Raw genomic sequence first — 25,585 nt, 5'->3', positions numbered from 1 at the left:
CGTGCACCCGTCACCGATACGGGGCGGCGGACGCCGGCCTACGCGCCGGTCGCACGCGCGTCGAGCCGGAACAGCGATACGGCCTCGGCAAGCCGGCTGCCCTGTTCCTCGAGCGACTTCGATGCGGCGGCGGCCTGCTCGACGAGTGCCGCATTCTGCTGCGTGACTTCGTCCATTTGCGTGATGGCCAGATTGACCTGCTCGATGCCGCGGCTCTGCTCGCTCGATGCCGCGGCGATCTCGCCCATGATGTCGGTCACGCGCGAGATCGCATGCGTGACCTCGCTCATCGTCTCGCCCGCATTGTTCGCGATATGCGAGCCGTCCTGGATTTTGCGAACCGATTGCGAGATCAGCTCGCGAATCTCCTTCGCGGCGCTCGACGAACGCTGCGCAAGACTCCTGACTTCGCTGGCCACCACCGCGAAGCCGCGACCCTGCTCGCCGGCGCGGGCGGCCTCCACGGCTGCGTTGAGCGCGAGAATGTTGGTCTGGAACGCGATGCCTTCGATGATGCCGGTGATCTCGGCGATCTTGGTGGAGCTCGTGCTGATGTCCGTCATCGTGTCGACCATCAGGCCGACCGCCGCACTGCCGCGCTGGGCGACCTCCGATGCGTTGTTGGCCAGGCCGCTCGCCTGCTGCGCATTGTCGGCGTTCAGGCGCACGGTGGATGTCAGCTGCTCCATGCTCGACGCGGTTTCCTGCAACGATGCGGCCTGCTGCTCGGTGCGGGAGGACAGGTCCTGGTTGCCGGACGCGATTTCGCCGGCGCCTGTCGCGACGTTGCCCGATGCGGTACGGACTTCCGAGATCAGGCGGATCAGGTTCGCCTGCATGTCGCGCATGGAAGCCAGGACGCTGCCGGGCGGCGCGGCGCCGGTCGTGGATTCGGCGCCGAGGTTGCCGGCGGCGATATGGCCGGCGATCTCGCTGAGCGCGGCAGGCTCCGTGCCCAGCGCGCGCAGCAGGCCGCGGGTGATGAAGACGCCCGAGATGGCCGCCGCGGCCGCCGCCGCGATGCAGATGGCGATCAGCATCAGTCGTCGCGAGGTATAGCGGTCGTTCGATTCCGTCACCAGTTGGGCGGCCCGCAAGTGCGCGTACGTCGCATATGCGTCGGTGGCCGCGACGAGTTGGGCCAGCAGCGGGCGGCACTGTTCGTTGATCATCGCGATCGCCTGATCGCGCCGGTTGTTGGCCGCCGCTTCGACGATGGCGCGCGCCACGGGGCCGTACTGCGCCTCGACCGCCACGATTTGCCGAACCAGTTCGCGCGATTTGTCGGACGCGCCGCTTCCCTCGCGAACCGCGTTCGTCAGCTCGCCCAGCAGCGCACCGACGTCGCGGTCGGCCTGCAGTGCCGCTTCCTTCTCGACGTCCGCATCGCGCGCCCCGGTCGCCAGGACCTGGTTGCGGGCGGCGATCGCGCGCCGGTCGACCGCGACGCGAACCTTGTCCGCCAGCGTGGCGCGGGCGTTGGTGCCGTTGACGTAATGCTCGAATGCCGCGTTCGCGTTGCCGAGCGACACGATGCCGAGGAGGGAGACGAGCACAACCGTGCACGTCAGCAGTCCGAAGGCGATGATCAGCTTCGTGCGAACCGTTAACCGTCGATCGTTCATGGGGAAATTCCAGTCGTGAGTATCAAATAGCTTTCCTTATTATCGGAATGGTGAATGAACAATTTAGGACCGCCGCCCGCGCAATCGTTTGCGCGTGACCGACCAGCGAAAAAATTCGGACTTCGCGCCGCACGCATCACGCCTTCGTTCCGGCATCGCTCAACTTCCCGCCCCCGGTGCCGTTAAATGGATCAGGATCGGCCTGTTCACCGATCCAGTTCAATTACGCGGTAACGGAGACCCAAGTCATCATGCTGTCATCAATTCGCGCCCGGATACTGGCGACGTGCGTCGCCATCGTAGTGACGGCGCTGGCCGTAACCGGGGGGCTCGTCTATTACGTCGTCAAGACCCACAACGACGAGGCCATCGACCAGAATCACAAGTCGATCCTCGCCGGCCACGCACTCGCGATCGACGAATGGGTGGCGAGCCGGGCGCGCGAAACCCAGGCGCTCGCGGACACGATCGCGATCGGCGAGGGCGATCCGGTGCCGGCGTTGAAGCTGCTCGGCAAGTCGGGCGGCTTCGAGGTGCTGACGCTCGGCCTGCCGGACAAGACGGCGTTCTCGAACGTGCCGCTCGCACCCGGCTATGATCCGACCGCCCGGCCCTGGTACAAGCAGGCCGTCGGCGCGGGCCGTCTGGTCGTGACGGCGCTTTACCGCGATGCGACGAGCGGCAAGCCGGCCGTGGCGTTCGCGGTGCCCGTGGTGCGCGACGGCGCGGTGAAGGGCGTGCTGGCAGCCAGCCTGTTCATGGAGAACGTGAGCTCGATCGTGACTTCCGTTCACCCGACCCCGGCGAGCTTCGCGTTTCTGGTCGACAAGAGCGGGCGCGTGATCGCGTCGGCCAGGACCGACCTGATCATGAAGCCGGCCACTGGTCTCTCGCCGGAACTCGATGCCGATCGCCTCGGTGCACTGCAGACGGCGTCCGCGCCCGTCGCGGTCGACATCGACGGCGCCGCCAAGCTGATGCGCGCGCAACCGATCGTCGGCACCGACTGGTCGCTGGTGCTCGCGCTCGACAAGGGCGACGTGACGGCCGGCATGCGGGCGGTCGCGACGACGACGCTGCTGGCGATCGTGATCGTCGCCGTCGTCGCGGCCGCGCTCGTCGGCGCGATGACGAACGCGGCCTTCAAGCGCATCCTGATGGTGCGCGATGCGCTCACGGACGTATCGAGCGGCAGCGGCGACCTGACGAAGCGCCTGCCCGCCGACGGCGCGGACGAAGCCGCGCAGATCGCGCGAGCGTTCAACGCCTTCGCCGAGAAGATCAGTGCGATTCTGCTGCAGATCCGCGAGTTCAGCACGTCCGTCAACCTCGCAAGCGCCGAGATCGCGCAGGGCAACCAGGATCTGTCGGCCCGCACCGAACACGCGGCGTCGAGCTTGCAGGAAACGGCCGCCGCGCTCGAGGAGATCGCGGGCACGGCCCGCAATTCGGCCGATGCGGCGAGCCAGGTGAACCGTCTGGCGGAATCGGCGTCGGATGTCGCGCTGCGCGGTGGCACGGTCGTGCGCGAGGTCGTCTCGACGATGAACGACATCACGCAGGCATCGGGAGAGATCGCCAACATCGTCGGCGTGATCGACGGCATCGCGTTCCAGACCAACATTCTCGCGTTGAACGCCGCCGTCGAGGCGGCGCGCGCGAACGAGCATGGCCGCGGCTTCGCGGTCGTCGCCGGCGAGGTGCGTGCGCTCGCGCAGCGCAGCGCGCAGGCCGCGCGGGAAATCAAGCAACTGATCCACGCGTCGGTCGAGAAGATCGAGGGCGGCTCCGGGCTCGTCCAGACGGCCGGTGCGACGATGGACGAAATCGTCGACGGCGTGCGCAACATCACGAGCGTGATCGCCGAAATCAGCGTCGCCGCGAAGGAGCAGAGCACGGGGCTCGAGCAGGTGAATCAGGCGGTGTCGCAGCTCGACGATACGACGCAGCAGAACGCGGCGCTCGTCGAGCAATCGGCGGCTGCCGCGACGTCGCTCCGCGAGCAGGCGGCCCGGCTCGCGCAGACGGTCGGCGAGTTCAAGCTCGCGGAGCGCACCGTGCCGGCGTGACGGTCCGGTCGACGAGGCCGGCCCAATCGTCCCGGGCGGGCTATTCGCCCGCGCCGCCGGCGAGCCACACGACCTGGTCGCTCCAGGTCTGGTCGCGCGTGAAGCTGAACAGTTTGTCCTTGAGCAGACGAATCCACGCGTCGACGAGCCGTGACGGACGATTCTCGCGCAGCGTGCTGATCGATACCGTCGAGCGGATCGCCGGGCGCTCGATCGCGATCGCCTTCAGCTCGCCCCGCGCCAGTTCTTCCTGGATCGCGACATACGTGAGCAGCGAATAGCCGACGCCCGCGCGCACGAGCTGCTTGGTCAGCGCGACGCTGTCGATTTCGAACTCGATGCGCAAACGCACACCGTGCTGAACGGCGGCCTGGTCGATCAGCCGCCGGTTGCTGTGCGGCAGCCCGGGCAGGATCAGCGGCACGTTGGCGAGATCGCGAATCTGCATGTTCCGGGTCGCCAGCACCGAATCGGGCGGTGCGACGAGGATCAGCGGCTCGCTGAAGAGCGGCACGATGTCGAACGCCTCGAGCGGCGGCTGGTTGTAGACCACCGCGAGGTCGACGCGCCGGTCGAGCACCCATTCCTGAAGCGAATTGCTGAGCCCTTCGCGGACATGCAGCGACACGCCGGGCCACCGCGCATGGAAATCGCGAACGAGATCGGTGCCGATCAGCCTGCCGATCGTCGGCGGCAGCCCGACCGCGAGATAGCCGCGCTCGGCATCCGCCGATGCACGCACCTGATCCGCGGTTTCGCTGACCATCCGCGTAATCATCTCCGCATGCTCGAGGAGCCGCGAGCCGGCGGCGGTCAGGCGAACGCCGCGCCCGTAGCGCGTCAGCAGCGCGACGCCGATCTCCTCCTCGAGCTTGGCGATCTGCCGGCTCAGCGCGGGTTGCGCGATATACAGCTCCGCCGCCGCGCGGCTGAAGCTGCCCGCGCGGGCCACGTGTATGAAACTGCGCAGTTCTCGAATGTCCATGTCGATCCGAAGCTATGCCGTTACGGCATAGAAATACATGTCCATAAGGTCTTTGTCAAAGAGTCTGCTCGGATCTATGCTGGCAACACATAGCAAACCAATCCAATAACGCCTTCGGAGACATCATGAACCCAGCTCATCCCGCCAGTCCGCCGCCCGTTCGCGTCGGCATCGCCGTGTCCAGCCGCCGCCGCGTCGCGCCGTCCATCTGAGCCGTCGCCGCCGGCTTTCGTTCGACCGGAACGTCACATCCACGGTATAAAAAGGATTACTGATGAAGAGCTTGAGGAAGCTGCACGTCCAGGTATTGATCGGCCTGGCCTGCGCAATCGTGCTGGGGCTGCTCGCACCGAACACCGCGATCGCGATGAAGCCGTTCGGGCAGGGATTCATCGCGCTGTTGAAGATGATGCTCGCGCCGATCATCTTCTGCACGCTGGTGCAGGGCATGGCCCACGTGAAGGACCTCAGGATGCTGGGTCGAATGGGCGTGAAATCGCTCGTCTACTTCGAAGTGGTCAGCACGGTCGCGATGGTGCTGGGCTTCGTGATGGTCAACGTGTTCCCGCCGGGAGCGGGCCTCCATGCCGCCAACATCGCCGAGAGCGCCGAAGCGCTCAAGACGACGTCGCACGCCGGCGAGATCTCCGTCGTCACGTATTTGCTGAGCCTCATTCCGCATACGCTCGTCGATGCGTTCGCGAAAGGCGACATCGTGCAGGTGCTGATCATATCGATCCTGGCCGGGCTCGCGCTGAACGTATCGGTCGGCGCCGATTCGGTGCTGCTGCGCGGCATCGACGAGGCGCAGAAGGTGCTGTTCCGGATGCTCGCGTTCATCATGCGCCTCGCGCCGCTCGGTGCGTTCGGCGCGATGGCGGCCGCGGTCGGCAGTTACGGCGGCGTGACGCTGCTGTACCTGCTCAAGGTCATCGTTCTCTACTACGCGACGTCCGCGATCTTCGTGTTCGGCGTGCTCGGCGCGATCAGCTGGTCGATCGGCCTGCCGTTCGCCGGGATCATGCGGCTGATTCGCGACGAGCTTCTGCTGACGCTCGGTACGGCCTCGAGCGAAGTGGTGTTTCCGCGCCTCGTCGAAAAGATGAAGCGCGCCGGCTGCGACGAGGTCGTGGTCGGGTTCGTGCTGCCGGCCGGCTACAGCTTCAATCTCGATGGCACGGCCATCTACATGGCGATCGCGATCGGCTTCATCGCACAGGCGACCGATACGCCGTTCTCGCTCTGGCAGCAGCTCGGCCTGCTCGCGATTCTGAGCCTGACGTCCAAGGGCGGCACGACGGTTGCCGGCGGCGCATTCGTCAAGCTGGCCGCCACGCTGCAGTCGGTCCGCTCGTTGCCGCTCGCCGGGCTCGGCCTGCTGTTCGGCATCGACCGGATCATGGCGACCGCGACCGCACTCGTGAACGTGGTCGGCAACACGATGGCGGTATTTGCGATCGCCCGCTGGGAAGGGTTGTTCGACGCGGCTGCGTTCAACCGCGAAACCGGGCGCACGGCACGACGTTCGATGCTGCGCTCGCGCACCGCGGCCGCCCAGGCCGAGGCGCGGACCGAACGGTCCGGTGCGGCCGCCGAAGCCAACTGAATTCTGTCGAGGTGATTTCATACATGGAACGCATTTCCCCGCTCGCGCCCGAGCAATTGTCCGACGAGCAGCGCCAGGTGTACGACGCCATCGCCAGCGGCCCCCGCAAGGGCGTGCGCGGCCCGCTCGCCGTCTGGCTGCATCGTCCGAGGCTTGCCGCCTGTGCACAGGCGCTCGGTCAGTACTGCCGGTATGACAGCAGCGTGCCGCCGCGGCTCTCCGAGCTGGTCATCCTGTCGATGGGGCGCCACTGGCTGGCCGAGTACGAATGGGCCGCACACAAGCCGTTCGCGCTGGAGGCCGGGCTCTCGATCGACGTGATCGATGCGATTCGCGACGGCGTCGAGCCGCCGTTCGTCCGCGACGACGAAAGGCTCGTCCATGCATTCGTCAAGCAACTGCATGAACGGCATGAAATCGACGACGCGCTGTATGCGGCGCTCGTCGACACGCTCGGCGAAGGCGCGGTCGTGGATCTCGTCGGCATTGCCGGCTACTACACGCTCATCTCGATGACGATCAAGGTTTTCAACGTGCCGCCGCCGGCCGGCGTGGCACCCGAACTTCCCGCAACACACGGTTGAATACGCACACATCATGAACGACACATCCATCACGGAAGCAGGCGCAGGCCGCCTGCAAGGCAAGGTCGCGATCGTTACCGGCACCGGCTGCGTCGGGCCCGGCTGGGGTAACGGCCGCGCGGTGGCCGCATTGTTTGCCGCCGCCGGCGCAAAGATCTTCGCGGTCGACATCAACATGGACGCGATGGCCGAGACAGTCCGTCGCGTGACCGAGCTTGGCGGAGAGATCATCGCGCACACGTGCGACGTCACGGACAGCGCGGCCGTCGCGGCCATGGTCGATGCGTGCCGCGAAACTTACGGGCGCGTGGACATCCTCGTCAACAACGTCGGTGGCTCGGCGGCGGGCGGCCCAGTTGCGTTGTCCGAGGAGGCGTGGGACAAGCAGGTCGCGTTCAACCTGAAGAGCGTGTACCTGACCTGCAAGCACGTGCTGCCGATCATGGAGCAGCAGGGGGCCGGCGCGATCGTCAACACGGCGTCGACCTCGGGCATCCGCTGGACCGGCTCCGCGCAGGTCGCGTACGCCGCGTGCAAGGCCGGCGTGATCCAGTTGTCGAAGGTGGTGGCCGTCGAATACGCGAAGAAGGGCATCCGCGTCAACACGGTCGTGCCGGGCCAGCTGCATACGCCGATGGTCGAGGCGCGCCTCGCCGGGCAACGCTCCGGCGGCGACGTCGACAAGCTGCTGGAGAGCCGGCTCGCGCGCATTCCGCTCGGCTTCATGGGCGACGGACGCGACACGGCGAACGCCGCGCTGTTCCTGGCTTCCGACGAAGCGCGCTTCATCACGGGGACGGAAATCGTCGTCGACGGCGGCATGACGGCACGGTGCGACTGATGGCGCAAATTCCGCAAGGCGGCCAGGCCCGCAGCGTGTGGGATTGTCATACGCACATCTACGGACCGTGGGAACAGTTTCCGGTGCCGGCAGACGCCGCCTACCGGCCGGAGGCCGCGCCGATGTCGAGCTTGCTCGCGCTGCACGAACGACTCGGCGTCACGCATGGCGTGATCGTCCAGGCCGCGTGCTATCGGCACGATCACGCAGCATTGCTTGCCGCGATCGCAGCGACCGGCGGCGCCTACCGCGGTGTCGCGCTCGTCGACGATACGACGGACGACGGCTCGCTGCGCGAGCTGCACGCAGGCGGCGTACGCGGCATCCGGTTCAACTTCATGGGGCACCTGCCCGGCGAACGCGACACGGACAAGCTATTGCGCACCGCCGAGCGGGTCGCGGCGCTCGGCTGGCACGTGCTGCTGCACGGGCGGCTCGCCGAATTGCTGCCGGTGCTCGACGAGTGGGCCGGCGTCGACATTCCGATGGTGATCGATCACATGGCGCGCCCGTCGTTGCACACGCCATGGACCGACGCCGAACGCGACGCGTTGATCGTCCATCTGGGCAATCCGCATCGCTGGATCAAGCTGTCCGGCGTGGATCGATTCGCGGGCGATGCACGTGCGTGGCCGGATGCGCGGCCGCTCGCGCGCCGATTGCTCGATGCCGCGCCCGACCGCGCGATCTGGGGAACGGACTGGCCGCATCCGAACATCGAAGGCGCGGCCCCGGACGACTTCGCGCTGCTGACTTTTGTCCGCGGTGTGTGCAGCGACGACGCGCTCGCTCATGCCGTGCTGGCCGACAACCCGCTGCGGCTCTACGGCTAAGCCGAAGCATCAGCCGAATGCCCTGCGGCGAATGAACACAAAACAGATTCGACCTGCAGTGAACCTCAAGGAGGAGACATGAAAGAGAAATCGGGCTGGCGCGCCTGGCTGGGCGCCACGGTATGGATGACGCTGTGCGCGGCGTCGCCGGGCGCGCATGCCGACGACGTTCGCGTCCTGGCGACCGGCGCGCTGCACGGCGCGTTCGACCAACTGGTGCCGATGTTCGAAAAATCGTCGGGCCATCGTCTCGACATTGCCTGGGGGCCGTCGTACGGCACCTCTGCCGAGGCTTTGCCGATGCGCCTGCGCAACGGCGAGAAGGTCGACATCTGCTTCATGATCAAGCCGGCGCTTCAGCAAGAGATCGATGCCGGCCGTTTCGACCGCGCCACGCTGTCGGACGTCGCCGCGAGCGGGATCGGCGTCGCGGTGCGCAAGGGCATCGCGGTGCCGGACGTCGGTACGGACGACGCGCTGCGTCGCGCGTTGCTGGCGGCCCGATCCGTTGCCTTCTCCGAAGGGGCGAGCGGCACCTACATCGTCGACACGCTGTTCAAGCGGCTCGGCATCGCCGAACAGATGAAATCGAAGAGCGTACTCATTCGCGGCAAGGAACTGGTCGGCACCGCACTCGCGCGCGGCGACGCCGAGCTCGGGCTGCAGCAGATCAGCGAGTTGAAGGTGACACCGGGCATCGACTTCGCGGGGCCGCTGCCTGCCGACGTGCAGAAGACGAGCGTGATCTCGTCGGCCATTGCCGTGAATGCGCGAGCCGTCGATGCGTCGCGCGCATTCGCCACTTTCCTGAAATCGGCGCCGGCCGTGGCCGTGCTGCAGAAAACCGGCCTCGATCCGCTTTGATACGACGGGCGGTATCGACCCATGAGGAGACGATGAAAGCAAACCGGATTCTGACGCGGCTGGTGCTCGCCGCCGCACTGGCAACAACGGTTGCCGGCTGCTCCACGCCGGATGCCGGCACGAACACGGTTCAACGCACGCTGGTGTCGAAGGGCGACGTCCAGATCGAAACGCTTGCACAAGGGCGCGGGCCGGTGATCGTGATCCTGCCGTCGCTCGCACGGGGCGCGGAAGATTACGACGAAGTCGCGCGCCTGCTCGCGGACGAAGGCTTCCGTGTGTTGCGGCCGCAACCGCGAGGCATCGGCCGAAGCACGGGGCCGATGCGCGACCTCGATCTGCATGCGTTCGCATCGGATGTCGCGCTCGTGCTCGACCACGAGCACACGGGGCCCGTCGTGATCGTCGGGCATGCATGGGGCAGCCAGCCTGCCCGCATGCTCGCGGTCGATCGCCCCGATCTCGTGCGCGGCCTCGTGATGGCGGCGGCCTCGGCGGGCAAGTTGCCGCCGGGATCGACCGAGAAGCCGTATGGCCGGCTGCGCGAAGCGATCGATGGTGCGGGCGACCCGCGGTTACCGGAGGCGCAGCGGCTGACGTACCTGCGGCAGGCGTTTTTCGCACCGGGGCACGATCCGCATGCATGGCTGACGGGCTGGTATCCGGAAGTCCACACGGCGCAGGCACATGCGCGCAACGTCACGCCGATCGATGCGTATTTCGGTGGCGGGACGGTACCGATGCTGGATCTGCAGGCGCAGTACGACGCCGTGGTCGTGCCGAACGTGTTCAAGCCGTGGCTGGGCGAGCGTGTGACCGTGCAGGTCGTCGCCGATGCCGGCCACGCGATGGCGCCCGAGCAGCCGCGCGCGATGAGCGATGCGATCGCGGCCTTTGCGCGCAAGGTCTACGGCACGAATTGATCGGCAGCGGTATGCGCCGAAAGAAGTGAATGGGTTCGTCAAACAATCAGGAGACGCGAAACATGATGAAGAGTTCGAAGTGCGGCATCGTCGCCGCATGCGTATTGTGGTGGGCGGCGTCCGCCTTTGCATCGTCCGATGCGGCCGCGGTCGACCGGGAAATCGTCCGGCACGGCGATGTGCAGATCGAGGTGATGCGCCAGGGGCAGGGTCCGCTGATCGTGATCCTGCCGTCGCTCGGCCGCTCGGGCCGGGATTACGACGCGGTCGCCGCGCGGCTCGTGGCCGACGGTTTTCGCGTGCTGCGCCCGGAGCCGCGCGGCATCGGGCAGAGCAAGGGGCCGATGGACAACCTGTCGGTTCACGATTTCGCGGCGGACGTCGCGACGGTGATCGAGAACGAACATAGCGGCCCGGCGATCGTCGTCGGCCACGCGTGGGGGAACTTCCCCGCGCGCATGCTGGCCGTCGACCGGCCCGATCTCGTGCGCGGCGTCGTGCTCGCGGCCGCGTCCGCCGGCAAGGTGCCGCCCGGCTCGACGGAGAAGCCGATCAGCGCGGAAATCCGGCAGGCGATCGACGGCGCGGGCGACCTGTCGCTGCCGGAAGCGAAGCGGATCGAATACCTGAAGAAGGCATTCTTCGCGCCGGGCAACGATCCGCGCGTCTGGCTGGACGGCTGGCATCACGCCACGCACGAAGCCGAATCGCATGCGCGCGAGACGACGCCGGTCGATGCATATTTCGCGGCCGGCACCGCGCCGATCCTCGATCTGCAGGCCGAACACGATGCCGTGGCGCCGCGGCGGTTCTCGAACGTGCTGAAGTCGATGCTCGGCGACCGCGTGACGATCGTGAGGATTCCGGATGCCGGTCATGCGCTTGCACCCGAGCAACCGGCCGCCATGGCCGACGCCATCGCGGCGTTTGCACGGAAGATCGCGAGCACGCAGTGAGCGTTCGTCGACGGTGGTTCGATCGAGCCGCCGGTTCGCTGTCGTTCGCCGGGCATGGATCGCACGGGCACAAGGAAACTATCGACATGACCATGACTTCTCCGCATGCCTCCGGGCACTCACGCAAATTTTCTCCGCCGCCGTTGGCCGAACCGCGTCGACCGGCCCTGCGCTTGCCGGCCAACAGCTGCGACGCGCATTGCCATGTATTCGGACCGTTCGACCGGTATCCGTTGCCCGACGATCGCAGCTTCGATCCGTCCGCTGCACCCGAGGCCAGATTGCGGCAGCTGCACGAGCGCCTCGGCTTCTCGCGCGCCGTGATCGTGCAGAGCCAGGGGCACGGGTTCGATCATCGCGCGATGCTCGATGCGTTGCGCGATGGAGCCGGCCGCTACAAGGGCGTCGCACTCGTTCGGCCCGGCGATCCGGACGCGGTCCTCGCGGAGTACGACGCAAACGGAGTGTGCGGCGCACGGTTCAATTTCCTCGCGCATCTCGGCGGCCGTCCGGATCTGGATGCGGTCAGGACGGTCGCCGCGCGTATCCGGCCGCTCGGCTGGCATCTGGCGATTCACGTGTCCGGGCGGGACATCGTCGAATTTTCTCCGTTCATCCGCTCGCTCGACATGCCGGTGGTCATCGACCACATGGCGCGGGTCGACATCGACGAAGGGGCGGACAGCCCGTCGGTGCGTGCGTTGTGCGCGTTGCTCGATACGGGAAACGTATGGGTCAAGCTGTCGGGCGCCGACCGGATGTCGAAAGCCGGTGCGCCGTTCGAGGATACGCTGCCGGTCGCCCGCCGCCTTGCCGAACACGCACCCGAGCGCGTGCTGTGGGGCAGCGACTGGCCGCACGTCAACCTCGGCCATCCGATGCCGGACGACGGCGACCTCGTCGATCTGATCGCGCGGATCGTGCCGGACGACACGCGCCGCACCCGGATGCTGGTCGACAATCCCGCTCAATTCTTCGGATTCAGGTGAGCTCATGGCATCGACGCTCTCCGTTGCGCACGACCAGCCGGACGTGACGAACGACGCCGCGCTTCAGCGCGCGTTGCGCAAGAATCTGGTGCGCCTCGTCCCGCTGCTGGCGATCGGCTACTTCTTCAATTACATCGACCGGACCAACATCGGCTTCGCGGCGCTGACGATGAACCGCGATCTCGGCCTGACCGGCAGCCAGTTCGGCATGGCGGCCGGGCTGTTCTTCGTCGGGTACTGCGTGCTCGAGGTGCCGAGCAATCTCGCGCTCTACCGGTTCGGCGCGCGGCGCTGGCTGGCCCGCATCATGATCAGCTGGGGGCTGCTGTCCGCCGCGTGCGCGTTCATCCAGGGGCCGACCAGCTTCTATGTGCTGCGCGTGCTGACCGGTGCGGCGGAAGCGGGTTTCTTTCCAGGCGTGCTGTTCTATCTGTCGTGCTGGTTCCCGAAAGCGTGGCGCGTACGGGTACTGGCTTGGTTTCTGGTGGCGATCCCGCTGTCGTCGGTGGTCGGCGGCGTGCTGGCCGCGTTCATCATGCAGTTGGACGGCACCGGCGGGCTCAAGGGCTGGCAATGGCTGTTCGTCGTCGAAGGGTTGCCTGCGTGTCTGCTCGGCCTGCTGACCCTGTGGCTCCTGCGTGACCGACCCGAACAAGCCGAATGGCTGACGCGGGAGGAGGCCGCCGCGCTGGCCGACGTTCTTGCCCGCGAATCGGCCGAGCTGCCGAAAAGGAACTTCGCTGCCGTGTTTCGCGACGTGCGGGTCTGGATCATGGTCGGCATTCTGTTCTGCTACTGGATCGGCATCAACGGTATCGCGATCTGGCTGCCGTTGATGCTCAAGGGGCACGGACTGTCGACGTTTGCGGTCGGGCTGCTGTCGGGCGTACCGTACCTCGTCGCTGCCGTCGTCATGATCGCGTGGGCGCGGCTGATGGAGCGTCACGGGCGGCACCTGCTGCATCTGGCGCTCGCATGCGCCGTGTCGGCGGCGGGCTTGATATTCGCGGTCGCGTTTTCGTCGCTGCTGCCCGCGCTCGTCGGCATGGTGTTCGCAGTGATCGGGCTGAGTGCGGCCCGACCGGCGTTTTACAGCCTGCCGTCACGGTATCTGACCGGTGTGGCGGCGGCAGGCGGCATGGCGTTCATCAATTCGATGGGCAGCCTTGGCGGCTACGTCGGCCCGTGGATGGTCGGCGTGCTGAAGGACGCGACGCATTCGTATGCACCGGGCATGCTGGCGATGTCGGTGTCGCTTGCGCTGGCCGCGCTGTTGACGTGGGGGCTGGCGGTTTATACGCGGCACGATGCGTCGGAGCAGGCGAGCGGCACATCGAGCGGATTCGATCGCACGTGACATTGCGCGATTGCTTCACGGACCGACCGTCGACGGGGCTGCCACCGCGCAATGCGCGGCCCGGTTCGCACGCCCCGTCTGCCGCCTTCACGCAGCAAGCAGCCCGCGCGCGGCCAGATTCGCATACAGCGCGCGCACGCCGAAGGTCCACGGCGCGATCTCCGTGCAAAGCCGCACGGTGTTGACGAGTGCGCCGAGCGCGGGCGTGGAGATGGTGACGCGATCGCCGAGGTGATGCGTGAATCCGCCGCCCGGCGCGTCGCGATCCTGGATCGGCGAGAACATCGTGCCGAGGAACAGCATGAAGCCGTCCGGATACTGGTGATGCGCGCCGCAGGTCTGCGCGACGAGGTCCGCCGGGTCGCGGCTGATCTCGCGCATGTGGCTGATGCCGTCGAGGACGAAGCCGTCGTCCGCGCCTTCTACACGCAGCGACACGCTGCATTCCCGCACGCTGTCGAGCGTGAAGCCGTCGTCGAACAGCCGCACGAACGGGCCGATCGCGCACGAGCCGTTGTTGTCCTTGCATTTGCCGAGCAGCAGCGCCGAACGGCCTTCGACGTCGCGCAGGTTCACGTCGTTGCCGAGCGTCGCGCCCACCGGCCGGCCGTCGCTGGCGACCGCCAGCACGATTTCCGGCTCCGGGTTGTTCCACGCCGACACGGGCAGCAGCCCCACGTCCGCGCCGAAGCCGACCGCGGACATCGGCTGCGACTTGGAGAACACCTCGGCATCCGGGCCGATGCCCACTTCCATGTATTGCGACCACGCGCCGCGGCGCTCGAGTTCCGCCTTCAGGCGCAGCGCGGCTTCCGAGCCCGGCACGATCTTCGACAGATCGGTGCCGATGGTCGAGGCGATGGTGTCGCGTACCTCGGCCGCTTTGGCCGGATCGCCGCCGGCCTGTTCCTCGATCACGCGCTCGATCAGGCTGACCGCAAAGGTGACGCCGCACGCCTTGATGGCCTGCACGTCGCACGGCGCGAGCAGGTGCGTGGCGCCGGGTGTGCCGTCCAGCGCCGCCTGCAACAGCGGCTCGACGCGGCCGAACGATTCGCCGGACGCGGTGCGCGCGATGGCGAGCGCATCGCGGCGGTCGAACAGGTCCGCGGTGGTCGGCACGGTGCGCGTGATGTCGAACACTTCGCCGCCGCGCACGGCGACGACGCTCGGGCCCGCGTGGGCGCCGTCGTGCCGCCAGACGCGGCCGATCAGCAGCGCGTGGGCGAGGTCGTGCGGCAGGCAGTCGGAAACGGAAGGAGTACGCATGGTCAGCTCGGCAAGAGTCGGGGGCGGTGGAGTCAGTGCGAATGGCGCGGGTTGCCGCGCTGCTCGATGACCTTCAGGTACAGCGTGGCCGGTTCGAGGCAGCCGCCGGTGGACAACTGGCCGACGAACCGGCGATAGAGTTCCTGCCACGGCGTTTGCGCCTGCGGCACGGTGAAGCTTGCGGTCTCGCGACGGCGCGCGAGTTCGTCCTCGTCGACGAGCACGTCGACGCTGCGGCGATTCAGGTCCACGCGCACGCGGTCGTTCGTGCGCAGCAGCGCGAGGCCGCCGCCCACCGCGGCTTCCGGCGACATGTTCAGGATCGACGGGCTGGCCGACGTGCCGCTCTGGCGTCCGTCGCCCATGCACGGCAACGACGTGACGCCGCGTTTCACCAGCTCGGCAGGCGGCGCCATGTTCACGACTTCCGAACTGCCCGGGTAGCCGACCGTGCCGCAGCCGCGGATCACGAGGATGCAGCGCTCGTCGATGTTCAGCGCGGGATCGTCGATGCGCGCGTGGTAGTCCTCGGGGCCGTCGAACACGATCGCGCGCGCCTCGAACGTATTCTCCGCGCCCGGTTCGGCAAGGTAGGTCCGGCGGAACGCGTCGCCCACCACCGACATCTTCATGATCGCGCTGTCGAAGAAATTGCCCGACAGCACCATGAAGCCGGCGCCATGCTTGAGCGGTGCGTCGGGCGTACGGATCACGTCGCGGTCGGCGTCCTGCGCGGTGTCGGCGATCTCGCCGATCGCGCGGCCCGATACGGTCAGGCAGTCGCGCCGCAGCAGCCCCGCCGCATCGAGCTGGCGCAGCACGGCCGGCACCCCGCCGGCGCGGTGGAAGCTCTCCCCGAGGTATTCGCCGGCCGGCATGCAGTTCACGAGCAGCGGCACGGCTTCACCGAAGCGCTGCCAGTCGTCCAGGCTCAGCTCGACGCCCATGTGGCGTGCGATGGCGATCAGATGCGGCGGGCAGTTGGTCGACGCGCCGAGCGCCGACGCGACGACGATCGCATTCTCGAACGCCGCGCGCGTCATGATCGCCGACGGGCGCAGGTCTTCGCGAACGAGTTCGACCGCGCGCTTGCCGGTGGCGTAAGCCATCTGGCCGCGCTCGCGATAGGCGGCGGGAATGCTCGCGCAACCGGGCAGCGACATGCCCAGCGCCTCGGCCAGGCTGTTCATCGACAGCGCGGTGCCCATGGTATTGCAGTGGCCGATCGACGGCGACGAAGCCGTGGTCAGCTGCATGAAGCCTTCGTAGTCGATCTCGCCCGCGGCGAGCAGGTTGCGCGCATGCCAGATCACCGTGCCGGAGCCGACCCGCTTGCCCTCGTGCCAGCCGTCGAGCATCGGGCCGCCCGACAGCACGATCGCGGGCATGTCGACGGTCGCGGCCGCCATCAGGCAGGCCGGCGTGGTCTTGTCGCAGCCGGTCGTCAGCACTACACCGTCCAGCGGAAAACCGTGCAGCACTTCCACCAGCCCGAGGTAGGCGAGATTGCGATCGAGCGCGGCCGTGGGCCGGCGGCTCTGCTCGGCCAGCGGATGCACGGGGAACTCCATCGGAATGCCGCCCGCGTCGCGAATGCCGGCCTTGGTGCGTTCGGCCAGCTCGATGTGATGGCGGTTGCACGGCGCGAGATCGCTGCCCGTCTGCGCGATGCCGATGACAGGGCGGCCCGACTGCAGTTCCTCGCGCGTCAACCCGTAGTTCATGAAGCGCTCGACATAGAGCGCGGTCATGTCGGCGTGCGCGGGATCGTCGAACCATTCCTGGCTGCGCAAGCGGCGAGGGATTTGTGACATGGCAGGCTGTCTCCTAAGGGGCCTTCTCATTTTGCGTGCCGGATGGTACCGGTAACATCGCCTGGATGTTAGCACGGGTTTTTTGCGTAGCGGAAGGGATTTCGTGCGCGCGTGGCGAGGGAGTGGGGCAGGGACCGGTACGAAGCCGCGCGCGTCGCGCGTTGGGATGCGCGCGGCCGTCGGCTCGTCAGGCGCTTTCCCGCGGGATGATCGTGTAGTCGATACGGATGCTTTTCGCGTCGGTCCGCTCGCCGCCGTCGCGCGCCTGGAGCGCCGCCAGCAACGCTTCGCCGGTGCGCAGCCCGATGCCGTACGCGTCGACCGACACGGTCGTGATGGTCGGGTGGCAGCATGTCGCCACTTCGAAGTTCCCGAAGCCGGCCACGGCGATGTCGGCGGGCACGGCGAGCCCGCGCCGGTGGCACTCCATGATCGCGCCGAATGCCGACATGTCGCTCACGCACATCACCGCTTCGGTATCCGGCCATTGCTCCAGCAGCGCTGCCATTGCGGGGCCGCCGTGGCTCATCGTGATCGGCGATTCGCCGAGCCGCACGACGCGCGGTTCGCCCAGGCCCAGCGCCTTGATCTCCGCCTGGTAGCCCTTGAGCCGGTCCAGGCCGCGGCGATCCAGTTCGCTCGCGCCGACCAGAAAGCCGATGCGTCGATAGCCACGCTCGGCCAGGTGGCGCACCATCGCACGGGCGGCGCGCACGTTCGAGAAGCCGACGGCGGTGTCGATCGGGCGCGTGGGCAGGTCCCACATCTCGACCACCGGGATTGCCGAGCGCTCCAATACCTTGCGTGTCGCCTCGGTGTGCTGCGACCCCGTCAGCGCAATGCAGCGCGGCTGGTGTCGCAGCATCGACCGGACGAGCCGTTCTTCGCGTTCCAGGTCGTAGTCGGTGTCGCCGAGCAGCAACTGGAGTCCGTGCGGCTCGAGCGCATCGGTCAGCCCGCGCACGGTGTCCGAGAAGTTGGAACTCGACAGCGACGGCACCAGCACCGCGACGAATTCCGATCGCCCCGACGACAGTGCACCGGCGGCAGCATCCGCCACGTAGCCGAGCTGCTCGATGGCCTCGCAAACCCGTGCGCGCGTCTCGGCGGCCACGCTGTGGCCGGCGAGCACGCGCGACACCGTCATCTTCGATACGCCGGCGAGGCGCGCTACGTCGGACATGCGGGGCGGCCCGGCGGGCCGGACGGCGGTGGGACTGGGCATCGGAATCGCGATCGGGAGAAAGCCGGAAAGGCTACATCATACCGGGGCGGCGTACCGTGCAGGCTGGCCGCGGCGTGCTCGTCGCGGTGAGGTCCGTACTAGGGAAACCACGCGTTCGGCGGCACTTGTACGCGCGTATCGCAGCGTGCTACCTTCAGTTTTGTTACCGGTATCAACTTGCCGATCGCTCCCGTCGCCTCGTCGGCTTTTTTTTGCCACCGGATGTTATCGGTAACATCGATGCGCCAGGCGCACGCGACGGTACGAAGAAGACCTACACAATCAGGAGACAGACCGATGCCATCCATTACGCAGGCCGCTGCCGCACCGGCCGCGGCCGACTCGTCCGAAGACGCCCTTTACCGCAAGGTCATGCGGCGCATCCTGCCGTTGCTGCTGCTCTGCTACGTCGTGGCTTACCTGGACCGCGTCAACGTGGGCTTCGCGAAGCTGCAGATGCTGGACGACCTGAACCTGAGCGACGGCGTCTATGCGCTCGGCGCCAGCATCTTCTTCTGGGGCTATTTCCTGTTCGAGATGCCCAGCAACCTGCTGCTGCACCGCTACGGCGCGCGCTTCTGGATCGCGCGGATCATGATCACGTGGGGCATCGTGTCGTCGTCGATGGCGTTCATCGTGCCGCTCGCGCAGTTCTTCCACGTGCAGACGACCACGATGTTCTACACGCTGCGCTTCCTGCTGGGACTGTGCGAAGCGGGTTTTTTCCCGGGCGTCATCCTTTATATGAACTACTGGTTCCCGGCGCGCCGCCAGAGCGTGGCGATGTCGGGCTTCCTGGTCGCGATCCCGCTGAGCCTGACGCTCGGCAGCGTGGTGTCCGGCTGGCTGATGGAGCAGACGCACGGCCTGTCGGGCATGAGCGGCTGGCAATGGATGCTGCTGCTCGAAGGGCTGCCGTCGATCGTGGTGGCGTTCGTCGTGCTGGCCTGCCTCGGCGACGGCCCGCAGTCGGCGAAGTGGCTGTCCGCCGACGAAAAGGCGGTGCTGTCGCGCAACCTCGAATCCGAGGCCGCGCACAAGTCGCACAGCATCGGCGCCGCGCTGCGCAGCCCGCGCGTGTGGCTGCTCACCTTCATCCTGCTCACGTTCAATACCGGCTTCTACGGGCTGGCTTTCTGGCTGCCGTCGATCATTCGCGCGTCGGGCGTGCACAGCCCGCTGCACATCGGCGTGCTGACGGCCATTCCGTACCTGACGGCGATCTTCGCGATGGTGTGGAATGCGTCGCACTCGCGCAAGACTGGCGAACGCCGCCTGCATGCGGCGATTCCCGCGCTGATCGGCGGCGTCTTCCTGATCCTGAGCGCGGCGTTTGCGCAGAACGTGGCGCTGTCGATCGTATTCCTGACCATTGCCACGTGCGGCATTCTCGCGTTGATGCCGATCTACTGGACCTTCCCGGGGCAGATCCTGTCCGGCACGGCCGCGGCCGCCGGCATCGCGTTGATCAATTCGGTGGGCAACCTGTCCGGCTTCACGGGCTCGATGATCACCGGCGTCGCCAAGCAGATGACCGGCGACATCAACAACGGGACCTATGCGCTGGGCGCTTGTCTGCTGATCAGTTGCGTGCTGATCGCGTCGATTCCGCGTGATATTCTGCGGCCGCCGGCGGGGCGGTAGGGCGTTCGCGCGACGTTACGTCCGGCCGGGGCTGCGATATCGTGCCGCCCCGGCGCCGGATGCGTCACGCGACGTGGATTGATCTCGTTTGAGTTCGTTCGACCATCACGGACGGAATGCCGGATGCCTCCAACCGGCGAGGCCTTGCACGCGACTCGGCTTTCTCGTGGGCGGCCGTCAACCTTCCAGTGCGAAGCGCACCTTGTCCCCGAGCGTGCGCAACCGCTCGACCGGTTCGTTCGAGAACACGAATCGGACGTACTGCTCGCCGTGTGCAACGCCCCATCCGGTCATGGCCGTCGCACACACGCCGTGGTTCAGCAACCGCTCCGACATCTGCGATCCGGTCAGGCCGAAATCGGACACGCGCAGCAGCATCGACCAGCCCCCCGCCGGCATGCCGAACGGGAGTCCCGACAGTTCGGCGGCGACGGTATCCCGCCGCCTCTCGAGTTCGCTCACGTAGCCAGGCAGATCGGATGTGGAATGCTCGAGCGCAACCGCCGCGGCCTCCTGAGCTATGCCGACCGGCACCACGACATTGGCGAGCGACACGGCCACAAGATCCGGAATCAGCCATTCCGGCGCGACGATCCAGCCGACCCGCCAGCCAATCATGCGCAGCTCCTTCGACGCGGCGCCGACCGTGACCGTACGCTCGGCCATGCCGGGCAGGCCGGCGGGATGGATGACCGTGCGTCCATCGAAGAGCAGCCGTTCCATCGCGCTGTCGAGGATCAGCAGCAGATCGTTCTGCACACACAAGCTCGCGATCAGTTGCCACTCCGACGCATCGAAGAAGCCGCCCGACGGCATCGACGGAGACATCAGCAGCATGGCCCGCGTTTTCGGACCGATCGCTGCCCGCAGCGCGGCCCGGTCCAGCTTCCATTCGCCGCCCGGCGTGAAGGCGAACGGGACTTGCCGGGGCACACCGCCCGCAAGGCGGACGCGGTTCAGCAGACCCGCGTACGTCGGGTCGGTGACGATGACTTCGTCGCCGGTCTCGACGGTGGCGAGCAGCGTATTCAGAATGCCGGAGAGTCCGCCGGCCGATACCACCACCTGGTCGGCCGCGAAGCGCTGCCCCGAAAGCGCCGATACGTGGGCGGCAGCGCTTGCGCGTAGCCGATCCTGGCCGACGAAGGGCAAATATGAATTGGCCGAGTCTCGCTGGATTGCGTCCCGGGTGAAGGCGAGCGCTTCCGAAGTGGGTGGGATGTCGGTATCGAGATTTTCGAGTCGCAAGAGGTCGACGTCGGCACGACCGGCGATCGAACCCATGCGATCGACGCCGATGCCGGCAATGTGCTGCAGACGCACAGGACGGTGGTGGCGCATCGAGCCTCCGATCTTGTTACAATTTAATAGATAATATATGCATGGTGGTCGGCATGAAGGTTGAAGTCAAGGACGATCGCTCGCTGGCCGATCGGATCGCTGCCGCATTGGCGGACCGCATCATCTCGGGCGTCATCGCGCCGGGGGAGTGGCTGCGTCAGGACCACATCGCGGCAGAGTTCGGCGCGAGCCATGTGCCGGTGCGCGAGGCGTTCAGACGGCTGGAAGCGCAGGGGTTGGCGGTGGTGGAACCGCGACGAGGCGTGCGGGCGGCGCCGCTCGAGCCGGCGGACGTGCTTGAGATGGCAAAGATGCGTGCCGCTTTCGAGGCGCTGGCGCTGCGCGAGGCGATGCCCGCTCTCGACGCACGTGCGCTGGAGGAACTCGATGCGATCCTCGATCAGGAGGCGTCGGCGCGTGGCATAGCCGTGCTGGGTACGCTGAATCTGAGGTTTCATCGCGCATTGACCGCGCGGTGCGGGATGCCGCGGCTCGTCGCTGCGATTGGCGACATGCATCGGGCCAGCGCACGGCATTTGTATGCGACGTGGCAGCAACTGGACTGGCAGGATCGCTCGAACGACGAGCATCGGAACATCGTTCGGGCAATACGCGATGGAGATGTGGACGCAGCGTGTGCGGCTCTGTCTGCTCATATTCTGGCTGCGGGGGACGCGCTGGCTCGGGCGTTGTGCAGGCGGTAGGGAGGAAGGCGGAGCCGGGGGCGTCAAGCGGTCACAAAGCCGGTTTCGGGAATGGCTCGCGTCTTCTGCGGGACGGTTATAGCTAAACGCGTCGGGCGGCGTGCGGCCACAAACGGCCGTTCGACAACCACACGCCAATCGTCGACAATCCGGGCCGTACATTAGGGCGTTAAGAGCGTAGCCTTTAGCGGTTACCGTCGATCAGATCGTTCAGCAGCGCATCGAACGCGGCCTGTGCGTCTTCAAGTTCCTGCAGGGCGGCATCAAAGGTTTGCAGCGCGAACGGCGAAGGCTCGCCGCTGCCTTGCGGCGGAAATTGCTTCTGCATCGAGGCGAACGTACTTTGCACGCGCAGCGTGGCGGCCACCATGCGCTCCATCGCCTGGGTTTCTTCGGCTCGGGCTTGTTCCGGATTCATTCCTCTCTCCTTGGATGGTTTTTTTGAAGACCAAATCATACGCGCTGTGTCCGTTCTTGCCGCCCTTGGCAGAACGACTCCGTTGAAGGTTCCAACGGCACGCTGCGGGAGAAGCGATTTAATCGAGAATGATTCCGCAGTCGCGCCGAGGCCAAGATACTCGTCGAGCGTGGCTACAAAATCCAACCGCAGGTCACAACGATTGGCCGCTTTGGATAAATCTGAAGGGCCGTTCAGGGTCGGCTACGGCCGACCACGTCCGACAGCAGTCGGCCAAGAGACGACACTCGGCCAAGTGAATCGGCCGCCCTAACGACGGAAAACTTCCCCGGTGTGAACGGAACGTGCCTTGCTGCGTGTCTGGCATTTGACTCGCCAGCAGGAATATCGATGATTTACGGAGCCTTTCCACCTTGGCTGCATACGCTATCGGCCACCTGGATCATTTTGGGTGCGGTCTGTGCCGTTGCAATCGTCGCTGACGAAGTTCGGCATCCTCAGAAGATGTGGATCATGAACGTCGTCTGGCCCCTGACGGCGTTGTTCGGGACGGTCTTATGGATTGCCGCCTACTACGTGTGGGGACGGAATGTCGCTGACGCGGGACACGACGCCGACGAACAGCCGTTCGTCGCGATGGTGATGAAGGGTACGAGTCATTGCGGCGCGGGCTGTACGCTCGGAGACATCATTGTCGAGTGGTCGACTTTTGCCTTCCCCGCCTTGGCAGTCTGGTTCGGGTGGCACACGGTGTTTAATGAAAAAACGTTTGCCGTCTGGATCCCCGATTTCATCGCCGCCTTTCTGTTCGGCATCGTTTTTCAGTACTTCACGATCAAACCGATGCGCGGGCTTTCGGTAGGCGCAGGTTTGATTGCGGCCGTCAGAGCCGATATCGCGTCGATTACTGCCTGGCAGGTAGGCATGTACGGCTTTATGGCCATCATCCAGTTCCTGTGGTTCAAGCCGGCTTACGGGGGTATCGCGAAAGTTGCGAGCCCCGAATTCTGGTTCGCCATGCAGCTCGCGATGCTGGCAGGGTTCGCCACCAGCTATCCCGTTAACTGGTGGCTGATCAATTCGGGTATGAAGGAAAAAATGTAATGGCCTTGACCGCCAGCACGGCGAAGGCGACCCGTGGCGTGACATCTTCGGCAGCGGAGCGGAATGCATGGCGAGTGGAGCCGTGGACGAAGCGTCCGCCGACGATGCGCACACAAACTCCGGTGGGCAATGCGTTTTTACCCGGGGCAGCGAATGCGGGGCCGCCGCGGGCGACGGGACGGCGCGTCGGGCACGCATGATTCGACATGACGCCCGCGCCGCCCGCTTCGCGGCGCCCGCACCCGCAAGGACAGGCCGGCGGGTGCGGAAAGCGCAACGGGAAATCGAACGCGCGGCGATGTCGGTTCAGTCGAGCCCGCCCTGACACAGATACTTGATCGACAGATAATCGTCGAGCCCATAGCGCGAGCCTTCGCGACCATAGCCCGATTCCTTCACGCCGCCGAACGGCGCCGCCTCGCTCGCGAGCGCGCCTTCGTTGACCCCGACGATGCCAGTCTCCAGCCGCGCCGACACGCGCGCGATGCGCCGCACGTCCTGCGTGTAGAAATACGCGGCGAGCCCGAACGGCGTGTCGTTCGCGGCGTCGACGGCTTCTTCCTCGGAGTCGAAGCGAAACAGCGCGGCGACCGGGCCGAAGGTTTCCTCGCAGGTCAGCTGCATGTCGCGAGTGGCGTCGGCGAGCACCGTCGGCGCGTAATAGTTCGCGCCGAGTTCGCTCAGGCGCTTGCCGCCCGTCAGCACGCGTGCGCCGCGCTCGACGGCGTCGCCGACGTGACGCGCGATCTTGTCGACCGCACGCGCGTTGATCATCGGGCCGATCTGCGCGGCCGGGTCGGTCGCCGGCGCGACCTTCAGCGCGGCGACGCGCGCGGCGAGCTTCGCGGCGAACGCGTCGTAGACGCCGGCCTGCACGTACACGCGATTCGGCGACACGCACGTCTGCCCGCCGTTGCGGAACTTGGCGGCCATCAGCCCGTCGACCGCGGCATCGAGCTCGGCGTCGTCGAACACGATGAACGGCGCATTGCCGCCGAGTTCGAGCGACAGCTTCTTCAACGTCGCCGCGGATTCGCGCGCGAGCAGCTTGCCGACGGGCGTCGAGCCGGTGAACGTGATCTTGCGCACGCGGCTGTCGGCGAGCCAGTCAGCCGCGGCTTCCACGCCGCGTTCGCGCGATGCGGTAATCAGGTTCAGCACGCCGGCCGGCACGCCGGCTTCCTGCGCGAGAAACGCGAGCGCGAGCGCGGTCAGCGGCGTGTCCTCCGCCGGCTTCGCGACGACCGTGCAGCCGGCCGCGAGCGCGGGCGCGATCTTGCGCGCAATCATCGCGAGCGGGAAATTCCACGGTGTGATCGCGGCGACGATGCCGATCGGCTCCTTCACCGCGCTCAGCCGCTTGCCGCGCTGCTGCTGCGGGATCAGGTCACCGTACGTGCGCGTCGCTTCCTCCGCGAACCACAGCACGTACGACGCGCCGTACGCGACTTCGCCGCGCGCTTCGGCAAGCGGCTTGCCTTGTTCGCGCGAGATCAGCTTCGCCAGATCGTCGGTGTGCGCGACGATCGCCGCATGCCATGCACGCAGGATCGCGGCGCGTTCGCGCGCGGGCGTCGCGCGCCACGCGGGCAGCGCGCGTGCCGCGGCGTCGGTCGCCGCGCGGGCGTCGGCGGCGCCGCTGTCGGGTGCGTGGGCAACGGTCTCCAGCGTGGCCGGATCGGTGACGGCGAAGCGGCGGCCGTCGAGCGCATCGCGCCAGGCGCCGTCGATCAGGTTGGCGGTGCGAACGAGTTCGGTTCGGGACAGCGTAAGCGGCATGACAGTTCCTTGAATGAAGCGATTCGGCGACGCTGGCGGCGCGCGGCGGGCGCGACCCCCCCCACGCGGACAGCCGGCTGCCGCGTGACGGAGCGACGCACGCCGGTTGTCAGTGACGTTCGCCGAACAGCGATTCGAGCGGGTAGTGCCGTTTGACGAACGGCGACTTGATGATCACGTAACTGAAATACTTCTCGATGCCGATGTTCTGCTCGAGCAGCCCTTCGACGATCGTCTGGTAATGGCTCACGCTGCGCGTGATGAACTTCAGCAGATAGTCGTAGCCGCCGCTCGCGAGGTGGCATTCGACGATCTCGTCGACGTTGCGGATCGCCGCGACGAAGCGGTCGAAATCTTCGCGCCGATGGTCGGCCAGCGTGACCTCGGTAAACACGACCTGCACGTCGCCGAGTTTCTCGAGCTGGATGTGCGCGCCGTAGCCGCCGATGTAGCCGGCCTTCTCGAGCCGCTTCACGCGGATCAGGCATGGACTGGGCGACAGCCCGACCGCATCGGCCAACTCGACGTTGGTCATGCGGCCGCGCTTCTGCAACTGGGAGAGGATTCGCAGGTCGATGCGATCCAGCTTGCTGTCCGTCATGTTCACGTGAAAGGGCAAAAATGGAATGTCCGGTTACTTTAGAGTCGAACGATG

Annotated in this window: 22 protein-coding genes; 13 read left to right on the top strand and 9 right to left on the bottom strand. The window is 66.7% G+C overall.

The window, feature by feature from the left end:
• Positions 1 to 38: 38 nt before the first annotated feature.
• Complete coding sequence (locus WT97_RS03270; RefSeq protein WP_060352811.1) at positions 39 to 1,625, bottom strand: methyl-accepting chemotaxis protein; 1,587 nt, start codon at positions 1,623 to 1,625, stop codon at positions 39 to 41.
• A 251-nt stretch (positions 1,626 to 1,876) separates the two neighbouring features.
• Here WT97_RS03270 and WT97_RS03265 point away from each other — a divergent pair, with 251 nt between their 5' ends.
• Complete coding sequence (locus WT97_RS03265) at positions 1,877 to 3,694, top strand: methyl-accepting chemotaxis protein (RefSeq protein ID WP_059794445.1); 1,818 nt, start codon at positions 1,877 to 1,879, stop codon at positions 3,692 to 3,694.
• Between the two features lie 40 nt (positions 3,695 to 3,734).
• On the opposite strand, the gene WT97_RS03260 is transcribed toward WT97_RS03265, so the two are convergent.
• Positions 3,735 to 4,679 carry a LysR family transcriptional regulator gene (locus WT97_RS03260; RefSeq protein ID WP_059794443.1) on the bottom strand — a complete coding sequence of 315 codons (945 nt, stop codon included), beginning with the start codon at positions 4,677 to 4,679 and terminating at the stop codon, positions 3,735 to 3,737.
• Between the two features lie 274 nt (positions 4,680 to 4,953).
• On the opposite strand from WT97_RS03260, the gene WT97_RS03255 reads away from it, so the two are divergent.
• From WT97_RS03255 to WT97_RS03215, 9 genes are all read left to right on the top strand, one after another.
• On the top strand, positions 4,954 to 6,285 hold the full coding sequence (locus WT97_RS03255) for a cation:dicarboxylate symporter family transporter (protein WP_059794440.1): 1,332 nt from the start codon (positions 4,954 to 4,956) through the stop codon (positions 6,283 to 6,285).
• A gap of 23 nt (positions 6,286 to 6,308) precedes the next feature.
• A complete protein-coding gene (locus WT97_RS03250; RefSeq protein ID WP_040129930.1) occupies positions 6,309 to 6,869 on the top strand; it encodes a carboxymuconolactone decarboxylase family protein in 561 nt (186 codons plus the stop codon).
• Positions 6,870 to 6,882: 13 nt separating this feature from the next.
• On the top strand, positions 6,883 to 7,710 hold the full coding sequence (locus WT97_RS03245; protein ID WP_060352810.1) for an SDR family NAD(P)-dependent oxidoreductase: 828 nt from the start codon (positions 6,883 to 6,885) through the stop codon (positions 7,708 to 7,710).
• Complete coding sequence (locus WT97_RS03240; protein WP_060352809.1) at positions 7,710 to 8,543, top strand: amidohydrolase; 834 nt, start codon at positions 7,710 to 7,712, stop codon at positions 8,541 to 8,543. Before WT97_RS03245 ends, WT97_RS03240 begins: the two co-directional genes overlap by 1 nt.
• Positions 8,544 to 8,621: 78 nt before the next feature.
• Positions 8,622 to 9,407, top strand: coding sequence for a substrate-binding domain-containing protein (locus WT97_RS03235; RefSeq protein ID WP_059794431.1), 786 nt, complete (start codon positions 8,622 to 8,624; stop codon positions 9,405 to 9,407).
• A gap of 32 nt (positions 9,408 to 9,439) precedes the next feature.
• Complete coding sequence (locus WT97_RS03230; protein ID WP_082751315.1) at positions 9,440 to 10,330, top strand: alpha/beta fold hydrolase; 891 nt, start codon at positions 9,440 to 9,442, stop codon at positions 10,328 to 10,330.
• A gap of 62 nt (positions 10,331 to 10,392) precedes the next feature.
• Entirely contained in the window at positions 10,393 to 11,286 is an 894-nt protein-coding gene (locus WT97_RS03225) for an alpha/beta fold hydrolase (protein WP_306454019.1), read from the top strand.
• An 86-nt stretch (positions 11,287 to 11,372) separates the two neighbouring features.
• Entirely contained in the window at positions 11,373 to 12,275 is a 903-nt protein-coding gene (locus tag WT97_RS03220; protein WP_082751314.1) for an amidohydrolase family protein, read from the top strand.
• Between the two features lie 4 nt (positions 12,276 to 12,279).
• Positions 12,280 to 13,632 (top strand): MFS transporter, encoded by a 1,353-nt coding sequence (locus tag WT97_RS03215; protein WP_060352808.1) that lies wholly within the window; start codon positions 12,280 to 12,282, stop codon positions 13,630 to 13,632.
• 87 nt (positions 13,633 to 13,719) lie between these two features.
• Here WT97_RS03215 and WT97_RS03210 read toward each other — a convergent pair whose 3' ends face one another.
• From WT97_RS03210 to WT97_RS03200, 3 genes are all read right to left on the bottom strand, one after another.
• Complete coding sequence (locus WT97_RS03210) at positions 13,720 to 14,901, bottom strand: fumarylacetoacetate hydrolase family protein (protein ID WP_060352807.1); 1,182 nt, start codon at positions 14,899 to 14,901, stop codon at positions 13,720 to 13,722.
• Positions 14,902 to 14,933: 32 nt separating this feature from the next.
• The gene (locus WT97_RS03205; protein ID WP_059506212.1) at positions 14,934 to 16,715 is read right to left on the bottom strand and encodes an IlvD/Edd family dehydratase; all 1,782 of its coding nucleotides are present in this window, start codon (positions 16,713 to 16,715) and stop codon (positions 14,934 to 14,936) included.
• Between the two features lie 187 nt (positions 16,716 to 16,902).
• Positions 16,903 to 17,940, bottom strand: coding sequence for a LacI family DNA-binding transcriptional regulator (locus WT97_RS03200; protein WP_082751313.1), 1,038 nt, complete (start codon positions 17,938 to 17,940; stop codon positions 16,903 to 16,905).
• Positions 17,941 to 18,237: 297 nt separating this feature from the next.
• Between WT97_RS03200 and WT97_RS03195 the strand changes: the two genes are divergently transcribed.
• Positions 18,238 to 19,584 carry an MFS transporter gene (locus WT97_RS03195; protein WP_059794416.1) on the top strand — a complete coding sequence of 449 codons (1,347 nt, stop codon included), beginning with the start codon at positions 18,238 to 18,240 and terminating at the stop codon, positions 19,582 to 19,584.
• A gap of 177 nt (positions 19,585 to 19,761) precedes the next feature.
• Here the strand turns inward: WT97_RS03195 and WT97_RS03190 are convergent, their stop codons facing one another.
• On the bottom strand, positions 19,762 to 20,925 hold the full coding sequence (locus WT97_RS03190) for a pyridoxal phosphate-dependent aminotransferase (RefSeq protein WP_060352805.1): 1,164 nt from the start codon (positions 20,923 to 20,925) through the stop codon (positions 19,762 to 19,764).
• 53 nt (positions 20,926 to 20,978) lie between these two features.
• Here WT97_RS03190 and WT97_RS03185 point away from each other — a divergent pair, with 53 nt between their 5' ends.
• Positions 20,979 to 21,629, top strand: coding sequence for a GntR family transcriptional regulator (locus tag WT97_RS03185; RefSeq protein WP_257128444.1), 651 nt, complete (start codon positions 20,979 to 20,981; stop codon positions 21,627 to 21,629).
• A 184-nt stretch (positions 21,630 to 21,813) separates the two neighbouring features.
• On the opposite strand, the gene WT97_RS03180 is transcribed toward WT97_RS03185, so the two are convergent.
• Positions 21,814 to 22,047: a hypothetical protein gene (locus WT97_RS03180; protein ID WP_011549124.1), complete on the bottom strand. Its 234-nt coding sequence runs from the start codon at positions 22,045 to 22,047 to the stop codon at positions 21,814 to 21,816.
• Positions 22,048 to 22,437: 390 nt separating this feature from the next.
• Here WT97_RS03180 and WT97_RS03175 point away from each other — a divergent pair, with 390 nt between their 5' ends.
• Complete coding sequence (locus tag WT97_RS03175; protein ID WP_060352803.1) at positions 22,438 to 23,151, top strand: DUF4396 domain-containing protein; 714 nt, start codon at positions 22,438 to 22,440, stop codon at positions 23,149 to 23,151.
• 306 nt (positions 23,152 to 23,457) lie between these two features.
• Here WT97_RS03175 and WT97_RS03170 read toward each other — a convergent pair whose 3' ends face one another.
• Both WT97_RS03170 and WT97_RS03165 read right to left on the bottom strand, forming a co-directional pair.
• Positions 23,458 to 24,930 carry an NAD-dependent succinate-semialdehyde dehydrogenase gene (locus WT97_RS03170; RefSeq protein ID WP_060352802.1) on the bottom strand — a complete coding sequence of 491 codons (1,473 nt, stop codon included), beginning with the start codon at positions 24,928 to 24,930 and terminating at the stop codon, positions 23,458 to 23,460.
• A gap of 109 nt (positions 24,931 to 25,039) precedes the next feature.
• Complete coding sequence (locus WT97_RS03165) at positions 25,040 to 25,531, bottom strand: Lrp/AsnC family transcriptional regulator (protein WP_006749694.1); 492 nt, start codon at positions 25,529 to 25,531, stop codon at positions 25,040 to 25,042.
• Positions 25,532 to 25,585: the final 54 nt, after the last annotated feature.

The organism is Burkholderia sp. MSMB1459WGS, assembly GCF_001534535.1.
GTDB lineage: Bacteria > Pseudomonadota > Gammaproteobacteria > Burkholderiales > Burkholderiaceae > Burkholderia.
This window is presented reverse-complemented; position numbering and strand designations above follow the sequence as displayed.

Excerpts from the sequence above, each read along its gene's own strand:
- WT97_RS03240 (WP_060352809.1), top strand. The coding sequence starts at position 7,710 with ATGGCGCAAATTCCGCAAGGCGGCCAGGCCCGCAGCGTGTGGGATTGT.
- WT97_RS03175 (WP_060352803.1), top strand. The coding sequence starts at position 22,438 with ATGATTTACGGAGCCTTTCCACCTTGGCTGCATACGCTATCGGCCACC.
- WT97_RS03245 (WP_060352810.1), top strand. The coding sequence starts at position 6,883 with ATGAACGACACATCCATCACGGAAGCAGGCGCAGGCCGCCTGCAAGGC.
- WT97_RS03255 (WP_059794440.1), top strand. The coding sequence starts at position 4,954 with ATGAAGAGCTTGAGGAAGCTGCACGTCCAGGTATTGATCGGCCTGGCC.
- WT97_RS03210 (WP_060352807.1), bottom strand. The coding sequence starts at position 14,901 with ATGCGTACTCCTTCCGTTTCCGACTGCCTGCCGCACGACCTCGCCCAC.
- WT97_RS03180 (WP_011549124.1), bottom strand. The coding sequence starts at position 22,047 with ATGAATCCGGAACAAGCCCGAGCCGAAGAAACCCAGGCGATGGAGCGC.
- WT97_RS03235 (WP_059794431.1), top strand. The coding sequence starts at position 8,622 with ATGAAAGAGAAATCGGGCTGGCGCGCCTGGCTGGGCGCCACGGTATGG.
- WT97_RS03225 (WP_306454019.1), top strand. The coding sequence starts at position 10,393 with ATGATGAAGAGTTCGAAGTGCGGCATCGTCGCCGCATGCGTATTGTGG.
- WT97_RS03250 (WP_040129930.1), top strand. The coding sequence starts at position 6,309 with ATGGAACGCATTTCCCCGCTCGCGCCCGAGCAATTGTCCGACGAGCAG.
- WT97_RS03270 (WP_060352811.1), bottom strand. The coding sequence starts at position 1,625 with ATGAACGATCGACGGTTAACGGTTCGCACGAAGCTGATCATCGCCTTC.
- WT97_RS03215 (WP_060352808.1), top strand. The coding sequence starts at position 12,280 with ATGGCATCGACGCTCTCCGTTGCGCACGACCAGCCGGACGTGACGAAC.
- WT97_RS03190 (WP_060352805.1), bottom strand. The coding sequence starts at position 20,925 with ATGCGCCACCACCGTCCTGTGCGTCTGCAGCACATTGCCGGCATCGGC.
- WT97_RS03170 (WP_060352802.1), bottom strand. The coding sequence starts at position 24,930 with ATGCCGCTTACGCTGTCCCGAACCGAACTCGTTCGCACCGCCAACCTG.
- WT97_RS03265 (WP_059794445.1), top strand. The coding sequence starts at position 1,877 with ATGCTGTCATCAATTCGCGCCCGGATACTGGCGACGTGCGTCGCCATC.
- WT97_RS03165 (WP_006749694.1), bottom strand. The coding sequence starts at position 25,531 with ATGACGGACAGCAAGCTGGATCGCATCGACCTGCGAATCCTCTCCCAG.
- WT97_RS03195 (WP_059794416.1), top strand. The coding sequence starts at position 18,238 with ATGCCATCCATTACGCAGGCCGCTGCCGCACCGGCCGCGGCCGACTCG.
- WT97_RS03205 (WP_059506212.1), bottom strand. The coding sequence starts at position 16,715 with ATGTCACAAATCCCTCGCCGCTTGCGCAGCCAGGAATGGTTCGACGAT.
- WT97_RS03230 (WP_082751315.1), top strand. The coding sequence starts at position 9,440 with ATGAAAGCAAACCGGATTCTGACGCGGCTGGTGCTCGCCGCCGCACTG.
- WT97_RS03200 (WP_082751313.1), bottom strand. The coding sequence starts at position 17,940 with ATGCCCAGTCCCACCGCCGTCCGGCCCGCCGGGCCGCCCCGCATGTCC.
- WT97_RS03185 (WP_257128444.1), top strand. The coding sequence starts at position 20,979 with ATGAAGGTTGAAGTCAAGGACGATCGCTCGCTGGCCGATCGGATCGCT.
- WT97_RS03220 (WP_082751314.1), top strand. The coding sequence starts at position 11,373 with ATGACCATGACTTCTCCGCATGCCTCCGGGCACTCACGCAAATTTTCT.
- WT97_RS03260 (WP_059794443.1), bottom strand. The coding sequence starts at position 4,679 with ATGGACATTCGAGAACTGCGCAGTTTCATACACGTGGCCCGCGCGGGC.